General features: G+C 41.8%; 7 protein-coding genes. 1 reads left to right on the top strand and 6 read right to left on the bottom strand.

Going from position 1 to position 13,475, the window contains the following annotated elements; all coding sequences use genetic code 11:
- The first annotated feature begins 4 nt into the window (after positions 1-4).
- Complete coding sequence (locus KQP79_RS11260) at positions 5-1,726, top strand: hypothetical protein (RefSeq protein WP_004323104.1); 1,722 nt, start codon at positions 5-7, stop codon at positions 1,724-1,726.
- Between the two features lie 116 nt (positions 1,727-1,842).
- On the opposite strand, the gene KQP79_RS11255 is transcribed toward KQP79_RS11260, so the two are convergent.
- The 6 genes from KQP79_RS11255 to KQP79_RS11230 form a co-directional block, all read right to left on the bottom strand.
- On the bottom strand, positions 1,843-3,843 hold the full coding sequence (locus KQP79_RS11255; protein WP_004315091.1) for a glycoside hydrolase family 97 protein: 2,001 nt from the start codon (positions 3,841-3,843) through the stop codon (positions 1,843-1,845).
- A 167-nt stretch (positions 3,844-4,010) separates the two neighbouring features.
- On the bottom strand, positions 4,011-5,099 hold the full coding sequence (locus KQP79_RS11250; protein ID WP_004323103.1) for a hypothetical protein: 1,089 nt from the start codon (positions 5,097-5,099) through the stop codon (positions 4,011-4,013).
- Between the two features lie 8 nt (positions 5,100-5,107).
- Complete coding sequence (locus KQP79_RS11245) at positions 5,108-7,309, bottom strand: glycoside hydrolase family 3 N-terminal domain-containing protein (protein WP_004323102.1); 2,202 nt, start codon at positions 7,307-7,309, stop codon at positions 5,108-5,110.
- Between the two features lie 224 nt (positions 7,310-7,533).
- Positions 7,534-10,392 carry a sugar-binding domain-containing protein gene (locus tag KQP79_RS11240; RefSeq protein WP_004315088.1) on the bottom strand — a complete coding sequence of 953 codons (2,859 nt, stop codon included), beginning with the start codon at positions 10,390-10,392 and terminating at the stop codon, positions 7,534-7,536.
- Positions 10,393-10,524: 132 nt separating this feature from the next.
- Complete coding sequence (locus KQP79_RS11235) at positions 10,525-11,247, bottom strand: gamma-glutamyl-gamma-aminobutyrate hydrolase family protein (protein WP_004315087.1); 723 nt, start codon at positions 11,245-11,247, stop codon at positions 10,525-10,527.
- Between the two features lie 20 nt (positions 11,248-11,267).
- Entirely contained in the window at positions 11,268-13,463 is a 2,196-nt protein-coding gene (locus KQP79_RS11230; RefSeq protein ID WP_004315086.1) for an alpha-galactosidase, read from the bottom strand.
- Positions 13,464-13,475 lie beyond the last annotated feature (12 nt).

The following is a 13,475-nucleotide window of genomic DNA, read 5'->3' as shown; positions in this document are numbered from 1 at the left end:
AAGTATGAAACGATCTCATTATATAATAAGAGGACTCGCATTGGCAATCTCAATGCCATCCTGCCTTCAAGCCCAAACCACCCAACCGAAGGATACAACAATGACCCGCACGGTCGTTGTGGAACAAGAATATAACCCGGACATTATGGATGCTTCGAAAGTGAACGTCCTGCCTAAAGTAGAAGAACCGACAGTGAGCAAGAAAGAAGTAGAATATGCTACAACATTCTTTCCGGCCACTTCCGTTCCGGCAGGCCTGATGCGCCCCTATACCGGAAAAGAAGTTCAACCCGGCACTACCCCGGGATATGTACGTGCCGGATATGGTAATTATGGCAATTTGGATATTCTTGCCAATTATCTATTCCGTCTGTCGCAGAAAGACAAATTGAATGTACGTTTCCAAATGGATGGAATGGATGGTAAACTAACGCTTCCTTTCACAGACTCCGAAAAATGGAATGCATTTTATTATCGCACACGCGCAAATGTAGATTACACACACCAATTTAATAAACTGGACTTAAATATTGCCGGAAACTTCGGATTGAGCAACTTCAACTTCCAACCGGAAAGCGTAAACAGCAAGCAGAAATTCACATCCGGTGACTTCCATGCGGGCATTCATTTCACTGATGAGACTGCCCCACTGCGTTTCAACGCAGAAACAAATCTGTTGATGTATGAACGTCAACATAACATGTTCAATGAATCTGAAGCCAATACAGGTATCAAGGAAACAATCATACGCACCAAAGGCGATGTCACGGGAGCTATCGGCGACCAACAATTAATAACTATCGCTTTGGAAATGAACAATCTTCTCTACAACGGATATACAAAGAATGTTTCCACCGGAGATGAATACTTCAAAAACTACACAACGCTTCTTTTAAATCCATATTACGAACTGGATAATGATGACTGGAAACTGCATATCGGAGCCAATGTAGATTTATCTTTCGGATTTGACAAGTCTTTCCGTATCTCACCCGATATCACTGCACAGTATATTTTTTCTGATAGCTACATTGTTTATGCAAAAGCAACCGGCGGTAAGCAATTGAATGATTTCCGCAGATTAGAAAGTATCTGTCCTTACGGTGAACTGCCGGAGGCAAATACCACTGCCACTTTGGGATACGTACAACGTCCTTATGATACTTACGAGCAAATCAACGGTAGTATCGGATTCAAAGCAAGCCCTTATCCGGGACTTTGGTTCAACGTGTTCGGTGGTTATCAGAATCTAAAGAACGACTTATCTTATTTAGGTTTTGACCCAAGTAATATTCATTCAGGTTCTTACCTTTCTTTTGCTCAAGATAATACAGAAAATCTCTACCTTGGCGGTGAAATCAGTTACGATTACAAAGATATCCTCGGAATATCAGCTAAATATACTTACCGTAATTGGGACAGCAAAACAGAGGAATATCTGTTGGCTGTGAAACCAGTCAGTGAAATGTCTTTCAATGTACGTATTCATCCGATCTCTGCTCTTAACATAAATCTAGGTTATGATTACATCAGCCGGAAAGAAGTGAAAGAATATGCAAAAATGACCGCAATTAATGATTTGCATATCGGAGCCAGCTATAATGTATTCAAAGGAGTATCCGTTTATGCTCAAGTACATAACCTGCTGAACAAGAAATATCAATATTATTTAGGTTATCCTACGGAAGGATTCAATTTCTTAGGAGGATTGAGTTTCCGGTTCTAAAGTTTATCAATAAATCACAGTAACAGTTATAACACGAGACACTCATCTCATAAAAAAGAGGGCATCTCCCATAGGGATGATGTCCTCTTTCAAACCAAAAACTTAATCTTCAATTATTATTTTGTTATCCTCACAACAAACCCACCACCAGGAGCCATGTGTAAATTCAACTTCTTATTGGCTGATACGCGGATCACTTCACGCTTATAGTCTTTCCCAACACGATCGGCATTGATACCATCTCTAAATATTTCTGCATTGAACTCACCATCACCCAAGAAAGACAGATCGACTTCAACATCACGCTCTTTCCAGTCGGTCAATCCACCCACATACCAGATACCGTCTTTCTCACGTGCCATTACAATATGTTCGCCTACTTTTCCGCTTATTGGAAGTGTCTGATTCCATACAGTAGGAATGGCAGCGATAAACTTCGTACATTCTTCCTCTTTCAGATAATTAGTAGGTGCATCACACAGCATATTAATAGGAGAATCAAAAATAGTATACAATGCTAACTGACGGCAACGTGTACCCTGACTCATCGGTTCTGTATAGACAGCATGAAAGTTCTTCATGATTACGTTATTCATCGCTCCCTGTGTATAATCAAGTGGTCCGGCAACCATGCGGATGAAAGGAGCTGTCACATCATATATCACTTGATCTGTTCCCGGTTCTGCCCACTTCATTTCTTCCAGTCCATGGACACCCTCGAAATTGATCGTATTCGGATAAGTACGTTGCAAACCAGTCGGTTTGAACGTTCCATGGAGATCTATCAGCAATTTGTATTTTGCTCCGGTTTCAGCCGCTTTACGGTTAAACTCAACTACTTGTTGGTCGTCACGGTCCATAAAATCAATCTTGAAACCTTTGATTCCCATTGCGGCATAATGCTTACATACACGATCCATGTCTTTTTCAAAAGCACGATAGCCCGCCCAAAGTATCAAATCTACATTTTTGCTTTTTGCATAGCTAATCAACTCTTTCAAATCGATTTCAGGAATCACCTCAAACAAATCCGCTTTACCCGGCACTGCCCATCCCTCATCCAATATCACATATTCGATACCGAATTTCGAGGCAAAGTCAATATAGTATTTATAAGTCTCATTGTTGATACCTGCGCGGAAATCCACGTTGTAGAGATTCCAGTCGTTCCACCAGTCCCAAGCCACTTTACCCGGTTTAATCCAAGAAAAATCTGTAAATTGTGCCGGAGTAGCCAGTTTATATACCATATCATTACAAAGCAGTTCTGCATCATCCTTGGCAATGACCATGACACGCCAGGGAAATGCTGTGTTTCCCTCCACTCTAGCAATATAAGGTTCACGAGATTTTACTACCCCTTTCAGTCCGCGAACTTCGTCTACTATCGTTTTCGGATAAGCTGCAAAGATTCCATCCAGAGAATATCCATGCTCACCATGTTTCACATACATACCCGGATAGTTCATCAAATCGGCTTCAGTGATACAGATTTTTTTTCCGTTCTTTCCCTCGACCAAAACCGGTAAAAAGGCAATCTGTTCCTTATCCCATGCAGACAAGGCAGTTTCCAGATACGTATTTTGGAAAGAACTGTAGAAAGGATCTTTCTTGCCCTCGTTCATTCGGCCTTTCGGTGAAGCTACAAAAACTTTCGGATCATTCGGAAAACAGAAAGAAGCCTGCTCGCTTTCCACCATAAACGGCTTCTTCAGTTCAGAGACAAAACGATAGGCTGCACCATCTTCATAAGCTCTGAACACCAAGCTATATCCTCCTTTAAAGTCAATGGTTAGTTCATTGAACTGGTCCTTGATTGATTTCTTCTTATAGATGGGAGGATAGATAGTCTCATTTACAGAACGGCGGCTGATCTTCTTTACTTTCGGATTGAGTCCGAAAGCTGTACCATCAGTTAGTTTCATGAAAATAGGAGATGGAGCCACCATCACATCGTTGTCGTGAAGAACGGAGTATTCCACATTCTTATCATTCACAATCACATTCACCTGCACTTTACCGGAAATGTCTTTCAGCTCGTACACTTTCTGTGCACAAATGGTTAAAGGTGCGATAGCCATTAGAACCGGCAAAAGTCTTTTCATCATACGTTTCATAAACTAATACTTTTTGTATTTCACACAGTTTTTTATTTACATATTTATCATAAGAGTACCGCTTGGCAGAGATAAAGGAGGAAGCTTAACAGGAAGAATTTCCTGCTAATAAAGCATTGAACAAGTGCTAAATAGCACCTTTCTTATCTCATTCGCGCTACCATTTTTTAGAAATCAATTGTCACCTGATAGGTATCCTTATTCTCAAAGAAGGTCTGTTGCACCTCATATTCGGGAAGCCATACGTATTTTTTTTCCCCTTTATATTCGGCTTCGAGCAAGAAAGTGAACCAGCGGTTATAAGGCAATTCGTCGGTATGCAAAGGAGGTGCGGGGCTATCATATAAGTTGGGGACACCAGTTATCAGATATTCTCCTTTCTTATCCGTCTCATAAGTACGGTAAGGAGTAGCGATCAGGTCATTGAATTTTGCACGTGAACCATACAGATTCAGCTTTACCCCTTTTTGCTTTTTACCTTTCACTTTTACAGATACCTGTATGTTTTCGGGGAACATTTGTTTGAAGAATCCGTCGAAATCACGTCTCGGACGTTTGGATTTGGCGGTGTGATTGATTATATGAACTGCATACGAGCTCCATTTATATGTTTTATAATGACTGTTCATCACACAAGAGTCAGGTTCATATTCGATATGGTTCACCGGATTGTTCTTTGCCCGGATTCTATCAGCATACAAGTCGGTTACCCCACGATAATGTCCGAACTCATGTGCCACTCCTCTATGAAAATAGTCGATACCAAACAGATCTTCATGTTCCGTCTTGCTACGGCTACGGCAAATTACCATATTCAGATCGTCCGCCCCACCGCCGCAATACCATCCTTTAGCCGATTCTTCATCGTCAAAATCAAGAATAGAATCTATAATCAGCAGTACATCGTGATTGGGAAAACCGGCACTCTTCTGATAGATTTTCTCCAATTGGCGGGAGGAGCAGTCGTAAATCACCTGCAGATCCGGTATATAACGGAAATAGTAGTTGAAACGTCCATTGCCGGCTTTGTTCCAGAAGTCGTTCACTTGGTCGAAAAAAGCATTCAGCTTCGCTTGATAAGCTTCTTTACCTCCCCAATGCTCCACTCCGGCCTTATCGACAGCCACAAATACCCGGTATTCAATGGTGTCCAAAGATTGTTGAATCTGATTTTCCTCCAATGTCTTTGCCTCCATCCAAGAGAAGAAAGGCAATAGAGCGGGAAATATGAGCCATCTTTTCCAGTTGTTTTTCATATTAGTTCTTAGTTAAGAATGTATTTTATTTCTTGTAAATCACGACTATTTCCACCGACCATCAAAGTGAAGTCTCCTTTCTCCACAATGAACTTCATTTGATTATTGTAGAATCCTAGTTGTTCATCTTTTACGTCGAAGGTGACCGTTTTGCTTTCACCTGGACTCAGCTTAATCTTTTCAAAGCCTTTCAATTCTTTGATAGGGCGAGTGATAGAAGCCACCTCATCACGCACATACAACTGAACAACTTCCTCGCCCTCGCATTTTCCAGTATTGGTAACCGTTACAGCAACACGTGTATAAGTACCTTTTCCATCACCCGGAAGCAGTTTCACATCCGAATAATTGAAAGTAGTGTATGACAAACCGTAGCCGAACGGATAAGCAGGCTCCGTAGGAATATCAATGTACTTCGCACACCATCCGCCCAATGCAGTGGGGCGTCCTGTGCTCTTATATTGATAATACAATGGTATCTGTCCGTTATGCTGCGGAAAAGTCATTGGCAGCTTACCCGAAGGATTATAATCTCCCCAAAGTACATTACAGATAGCATTACCCGCTTCACTCCCCAGCCACCAGGTACATAAGATAGCGGGAGCCTCCCGACGAACTTCATTGAAAATAACAGGACGACCACACATCATTAGTACAACTACCGGTTTGCCAGTCTTCACCAATTCGGAAACCAAACGCTGTTGTTCGGCAGCAATAGAAATATCTCCTTTCGAACGCATCTCACCGCTTTCCCAAGCTTGTTCTCCCATTGCAACGATAACCACATCCGATTGGCGGGCAGCAGCTAAAGTCTGATCCAGATTTACAATTTTATTCGTTTTCAAGTCGTAGCCATCGTTATAGTTGATGTCCACTCCTCGTTTCTCCATTGCCTCATACAAGGTTACTACTTTACCAACCTCTGCACAGGACCATGCACCGCACATATCTTTCTGCGATTTGGAAAGTGCACCAATCAAAGCAACTTTCTTGATAGAAGAAGAAAGCGGTAACACCGAGTTTTCATTTTTCAAAAGAACAATAGAACGTTCGGAAACGTAGCATGCTTCCTTGCGGGATTCCTGTGAACCAATCACTGTACGTTCCCTTTCTTCATCACAGTATCTGAACGGATCATCAAATAATCCCAGTTTATATTTCTGTTCCAAAATACGTCTGACAGCATCATCCACCAGCTTGATAGATACCTTACCCTCTTTTACCAGAGACACCAGATTCTTGGAATAGCATTCACTTACCATCTCCATATCCAGTCCGGCCTTGATTCCTTTATAAGCAGCTTCTTTTTCATCTTTCGCATAACGGTGGTTCATCATTTCTCCCACTGATCCCCAGTCGGATACCACAAATCCTTTAAATCCCCATTGATTCTTCAGGAGCTCCCTCAACAGAAAAGTACTTCCGGTAGACGGTTCGTTATTAAAGTCATTGAACGCACTCATGAAAGTAGCAGCACCGGCCTCTGCACCAGCCTTGTAAGGAGGCATATAGAAATTGACAAACTGTCCCATCGACATATCCACACTATTATAATCTTTTCCGGCAATAGCTGCACCATATCCGGCAAAGTGCTTAATACAGGATAAAATAGTATTCTCTTTCGATAAATCATCTCCCTGTAAACCATGTACACGCGCCTTAGCAACCAACGAGCCATAATAAGGATCTTCACCGGCCCCTTCCATCACACGCCCCCACCGGGCATCCCAGCTAATATCCACCATTGGAGCAAACGTCCAATGCAACCCGGCTGCTGCAGCTTCCTTTGCCGCACATCTCGATCCTCTTTCTATAGCATCCAGATCAAAACTCGCAGCCTCTGCCAATGGCAACGGAAAACCTGTTCTATATCCATGAATAACATCCAATCCGAAAAGCAAAGGAATCTGTAAACGTGATTTCATAGCTGCCTCCTGATATTTACGAGTATTGGCAGCACCGGATACATTCAGCAAAGAACCGATCAATCCCTTACTTATATCTTCTGTCCGACTGATACGTGTATTATCAGGACCTGTGGCAAATCCACCGGAACATTGGCTTAACTGCCCCACTTTTTCTTCCAGTGTCATCTTTTTCATCAGACCGGATATGAAACGATTCATTTGAGCCTCATCCTTTTGATTCTGCGCCATGCTTCCCATAGCGAAAATCGCCATACACGAATATGTAATTAGTCTTTTCATCATTTTATTATAAGAGTTTATCTGTATTGATTTAAATGTTAATATCCTCCATACGTTTTACTTTCTATCGCAAAGATAGCCGCTGGTCAGATTCACATTGGCGAATTGCGTACAAAAGGACAATAATATCGTAAAGTCTGCTTTTTTTCTATTTCTTTCCGTATAGCATTCAAGCACTTCTGTCATTTTTTTGCCTTTATTGATACGATTTTCTCCTTACTCTTCACTTATTCGTAAGAGATATTATCCAGCACTTTTATTCCCTCTTTCCGAACACCTGTCTCAAACAGATTCTTAAACGATTCTACCGACAATGAAGTGGACGGTTTAAAATCTGAAGAATTCATATACGCCAGCAAAGCGGCATAGAATTGTAATCCTTCCGGTGTGTCACGTACCGCTTCCAAGTCGGACATACAAAGCAGTAATTTACTGCCCTCTACATTCAACTCCATCAATAAGCCGAGTTTATGATTTCGTTCCACATTGTCAATTACCTGCACAATAGGGCGGTATTCTTTTGGCATACCATCCAGAATAAGCGGATAGCTATGTTTGATAATTGGATACCACTGCCAGTTCGTATGGTATTCGGTCGGGAAATCATCGAATACCGGATGCTCGGGATTGGTCAGAATCCCCAATGTACCAGGTGAAGCAGGTTTCTTGATGCGGTCACAGATACTTTTGAACATACGATAATTCCAATAGTCGGTCTGGAACAATCCTCCCACTGTTACTTCTTTACAGTCTTCCTCAAGAGGCATCAACAATACCTTTCCACCTTGCTTTAAGGCATTCAGCACATCATCCGTTAGTTGGCGGGCAACTACAACATTACCTGCCTTCAATTGCTTCTTTGCAGGATATATCCATAGCGGATAACTATTCTGATAGGAAGTTCCGGATACTTTCAAAAGTAATTCGGCTTTATACGCTTGCTCCACATCGGGCAATGTCAAACGAATAGTTCCGGCAGTCAATAATCCTAATCCCGATGGAATAGCCATCTTACCTTTGCCAAGGCTTTTCTTCCCATTTTTGAGTTCCCATGAAATACTTTTTTCGTTCAATGAAGTTTCTCCATAATTGGCAATCTCAACAGTACCTGCGAATGATTCACCGCCTGTCCAACAGAATTTGGCAGTTGTCAATAAAGGAACCACTTCACTACAGAATTCTCTCCATTTCTTCGGTTCAACCAATCCTTTACTATCCATAAAAGCATCCAGAATACCAACATAAGCCGACCCCTGTCCCGGATAATCCTGTAAATCGAGTAACTGAAAACCAGCCATCCGTTTGGAACGGAGATTCATTTCAATATCTGCCCGGTAAAGTTCCACAGACCATGCACCCGATGCTTTAAAAAAATCATCCGCCTGCTCCAGCATGCCGGCTTTCTCCAAGCGGTCACGAAACACTTCAAAATTCCAGGGAGCTAAGACTCCTGTATATTTCTTCATCTCCTCATAATTCGGGTAAGTTTGAAACTGTCCGGTTTCATGTCCGATCACCGGAACAGGAGATTTTTCCAGAGCCTCATCAAAGTTCATTACCGAATTAGGATAGGTATTATTAAGATAGCCACCTTCTTCCGCATCTGCGAAAGAGAAAGAAGCACGAGCATGAGTAGAATAACCCTCACCACTGCCTACACGACAAGTTACCAGAAAATCCTCACCCGGAATATGTCCTCGTGAGCCTAAAAAGATATTCGAACCATACGTGTATAGGTGTCTCGGCTCTATGGACCGGAAACGATCTACAAACTCTTTCATCACATTGATGTCACCTCCCAGCTCATTTCCCAAGGCAAAGAGTACAAAAGAAGCATGGTTACTATATTCACGCATGATATTCTCTCCATCTTTCATCAGAAAATCCATCAGCTCGGCAGATTCTTTCTTAAACCCTCCCCAGATAGGTAATTCCGGCTGCAAGTAAATACCCTCCAAGTCCGCAGCTTCAAAACACGCAGCAGGTGGGCACCAAGAATGAAAACGACAATGATTCAATCCATATTCCTTACAAATCCTGAAATAACGACGCCATTGTTCCAAGTCCATCGCCGTATGGCCCGTCAAAGGGAATACACAGGCATCATGTTTTCCTCGAAGAAATGTTTTGGCGCCATTGATAGTGAAATGCGTTTCTTCAGTTTTAAAGTCACGCAAACCGAAACGAACTGTTTTCTCGTCTATGCCATTTATCTCTGCTTTCAGTTGATATAGAGCCGGCTGGAGGTCACTCCACAATACAGCATTATCTCCCAACTGATAAGTGAATTCATATTCCTTGCTCCCCTCTTTCAAATTATATTCTGCAGATCTGGCTTTATGCTTTTTGGCAGTATTGAAAGCAGAAGCTGACAACTGCAGTTTCTTCCCACCAATGCCTGAAGAATTGGAAAGAGTTATTTTCACTTTTACGGAGCGGTCTTCTACTTGAGGAAAAGCCTGAATGGACTCAATAAACAATGGATTCATTGCCTGCAATTCCATCCGTCCGATAATACCGTTCCAGTTTGTCTGGGTAGATTCCGTACAAGCGTGAGAACTTGAACGAATCTGCCCGGGAATACTTTTTCCGTTATCTACACGAATAGTCAGCTTATGTGAACCGGGAGCCAGGAAGTGAGTGAGATTAAATTCCTGTGGGGTAGATAAATAGTTGCATTTACCCACTTCCCGACCATCGATCCACACGGTTGTCGGACGAGTACGTTCCAGAAACAACACGATATGCTTTTCTTTCCAGTCGGCTGGTATTTCTATATTCCTGCTATACCATGCCGCACCTTCATATTTATAATATCTGGACAAATAAGTGGTCTCCGACTTGTTGGTATTCTCTATTCCTTTTCGATTCGAATCTGTTGTACCGGGTAAAGTCACAGTTTCTGCAAAATCCATGTTCCACAGTTTTTCCTGTTCTCCCTTGCCGTGAGGGTCCAATGCAAAACTCCACGTTCCGCTCAAATCAATCATTTTGCGCAAACCTGATGTCTGCGCCCATGATGTACACAAAAAAACAAATAATAATAAAAGAGTTCCAGCTAATCGATTACGCATAACTTTATTCATAATATATGATTTAATGTCCTTAATTTATCTGTTTACAAAGATAGGACGGAGAACAAACCACAATGACAAATCCCGTACAAAAAAACAATAATATCGTAAAAGATACTGTGTATCATCTCTTTTATATCACTATCAGCATGATAATGTCCTTGCCTGACTGATAAAATACACAAATAGTTTTTTCATAGCTTCATCCCCTTCCACAGCCTGCAACTCTGGGTGGAACTGAACACCCCAAATATGTTCGGAATCAGATTCGATTGATTCTATGACTCCATCATCAGCGAAAGCAGATGCCTTGAATCCACAAGCCAATTTCTTAACGGCTTGATGATGAATGGAGGAGACTTTCAAACTTTCCTTGCCTGTAACAGAATACAATTTTCCGGTCCTCAAACATCGCACATTATGCTGTAATATCATAAACGCATCCGGTGACCGATGATTAATTTCCGAGGGATATTGAGCAGGCAAATCCTGATATAATGTTCCACCAAAATAAGTATTAATAATCTGCATTCCCCGACAAATACCTAAAACGGGAATTTGCCTTTCGGATGCTAAGCGCAGCAAAGCATAATCAAAGTCATCCCTATCCCGGCAACATTCTCCACATTCAGGAAGAGTCGATTCTCCGTATATCACAGGCGATATATCTCCCCCACCTGTCAGGAGTAAACCATCAATAAAAGAAACCACAGATTGTAAAATCTGTACATTGTCGGTAAACGGAAGAATAAAAGGGATGCCGCCCGCTTGAAGGACAGCATCCACATATTTTCTTTTCACAGATATTCTTCCCGGAATATCAATTTCAGTAGAAATACCAATAACAGGAATTTCTCTTTTTATCATTCTCATTGTCTTTTATCAACTTAATCCACAGCCTGTAGTTGTAAAGCCAAACTTGAATATTCACTTTTCAGCAATGATTTTAATGCAATGCCTTCTTCCATCAATATCTTTCCACTAATGATTTTACCATTCAGGTCACAAGGTTTGCTACTGTCCACAGGTGTCAAATCTACCAAACGATAATTCTTCGACGGATCCAATCCATTCATACAAACCTTCGGAATAACCATATTGATGAAATGAGAAATCTTATATGCATAAAAGACCGCCTTATTCTTTTCGGAAGTGACATACATCAGAGAGGATACTCCTTTATTATCGTATGGAGACACCAACCGATACAAATCACCGAACTGAACCACAGGACGAATATCTTTATACGCTGCAATAGCACGCTTGGCGAATGCCTTATCAACATCATTCATGTCCTTCGGCTGAATTTCCATTCCCAATCGCCCGGACATTGCCACATCAAAACGGAATTTCAATGGAATACGACGTCCGGTCTGATGATTCTTGTCCGCACTTACGTGAGATGCCATAGCAATAGCCGGAAAGAAACCGGAAACTCCCCATTGCATATAAATTCTTTGCAAAGCATCCGTATCATCACTCGTCCAGAACTCATCAAAATATGGAAGCAATCCATAATTGACGCGGGCACCGCCACCAGCACATAGCTGCATCACGAGTTCAGGATACTTGGCACGAATACGCTGAAGTACTTTCTGTAAACCCCTATTATACTCAATATAGAGATGTGATTGCTTGTTTTTTGGTAAGTAGGAAGAACCATAATCCAGCAAACTGCAATTATCATCCCATTTCATATAGGAAATTTCCGGATAGTTCGCCATCAAATTATCGACCACTCCAAAAACAAAATCCTGTACTTTCGGATTAGTCAAATCCAGAACTACCTGCGTTTTGCCACGCCCGGTAGATAAAGGACGGTTATCAATTTTCAGAATCCAGTCCGGGTGCTTTTCGAACAGTTCGCTCTTAGTATTCGACATTTCCGGTTCAATCCAGATACCGAATTTTATATGATGCTTCCTGGCAGACGCAAGCAGTCCTTCAATACCTTCAGGCAGTTTTTCTTTGCAGACTTCCCAATCACCCAAACTACTGTTTCCACCATTACGGGGATATTTATTTCCAAACCAGCCATCGTCCATGACAAACAACTCTCCACCCATGGCAGAGAAAGCTTCCATCATCTCATCCATCCCTTTTTGGTTCACCTTGAAATAAACACCTTCCCAGCTATTCAACAAGATGTCATGCAGCCTTTCACCCCGATTCATTTTATATTGGCGTGCCCAATGATGAAAAGCACGACTCACCCCACCTTTGCCATTGGTACTATATGTCATGGCAAATTCAGGAGTGACGAATGTCTCTTTCGGTTCCAGTATGTATTGTGAACTTTCCTCATTCATACCGGCTATTATATTCAGTGCTGTGTTGCGAACATCCAGCTTCAACTTATAATTACCACTCCAAGCCAAAACGCCCCCAAAGACTTTTCCTGTTTCTTCCTGCGGTTTGCCGTCCAACGACAACATAAAAGAAGGATTATCCGTTTCCGTATTCGCCAGTCCGTCTTTGTTAGCAATCACTTTTTGCCCGTTCGTCAGTTTCTCTTCATCCATCGTATGTTCCGCACCCCAGGCTCCATGAAAATGAGTCAGCCAGTTGTCCCCGCGAAACATCGGCAAATAAGCGGAAGCAAACTGAAACAGTGTTACTGGTTTCTTACCTGCATTGCCAATCTCAACCCAAGTGGTAATTATATCCGTTCCTTTATAAGCCTTATAACATTGTTTCACCCAAACAGGATATATCTTATCTTTCAAAAGAACTTCGGTTATCTCTCCATCCTTGGAAGTGTATTGAGTAACCGCATCTACCGCCAAGTCAAGTGACATATTGCCATCCGGTTGAGTAATAGCAATCGCTTTCTCCCCTACCGTCTGGAGACCGAAAGCGGGATAGCTGTTCGCATTCAATACCAGTCCGGCATCATAGATACTTTGTATCTGCCCGGGAGCAATACTGACTCCATAATATTGCATCTTTGATGGTTCACCTGCATTTGCTGTAATCAACAATGACGTTTTGGACGTCGAAATCAAATAATCTTTAGCAAATAAAGAACTTGATAATAACAAACCAATAGCGGCTATTAAGCTCTGCTTCATATTTATAATCATAGATTTGTTTTT

The sequence above is a fragment of the Bacteroides sp. DH3716P genome (assembly GCF_025914115.1).
GTDB lineage: Bacteria > Bacteroidota > Bacteroidia > Bacteroidales > Bacteroidaceae > Bacteroides > Bacteroides ovatus.
The sequence above is the reverse complement of the archived record's forward strand: the minus strand, read 5'-3'. Positions and strand labels throughout refer to the sequence as shown.

Excerpts from the sequence above, each read along its gene's own strand:
- KQP79_RS11230 (WP_004315086.1), bottom strand. The coding sequence starts at position 13,463 with ATGATTATAAATATGAAGCAGAGCTTAATAGCCGCTATTGGTTTGTTA.
- KQP79_RS11255 (WP_004315091.1), bottom strand. The coding sequence starts at position 3,843 with ATGAAACGTATGATGAAAAGACTTTTGCCGGTTCTAATGGCTATCGCA.
- KQP79_RS11260 (WP_004323104.1), top strand. The coding sequence starts at position 5 with ATGAAACGATCTCATTATATAATAAGAGGACTCGCATTGGCAATCTCA.
- KQP79_RS11245 (WP_004323102.1), bottom strand. The coding sequence starts at position 7,309 with ATGATGAAAAGACTAATTACATATTCGTGTATGGCGATTTTCGCTATG.
- KQP79_RS11240 (WP_004315088.1), bottom strand. The coding sequence starts at position 10,392 with ATGAATAAAGTTATGCGTAATCGATTAGCTGGAACTCTTTTATTATTA.
- KQP79_RS11250 (WP_004323103.1), bottom strand. The coding sequence starts at position 5,099 with ATGAAAAACAACTGGAAAAGATGGCTCATATTTCCCGCTCTATTGCCT.
- KQP79_RS11235 (WP_004315087.1), bottom strand. The coding sequence starts at position 11,247 with ATGATAAAAAGAGAAATTCCTGTTATTGGTATTTCTACTGAAATTGAT.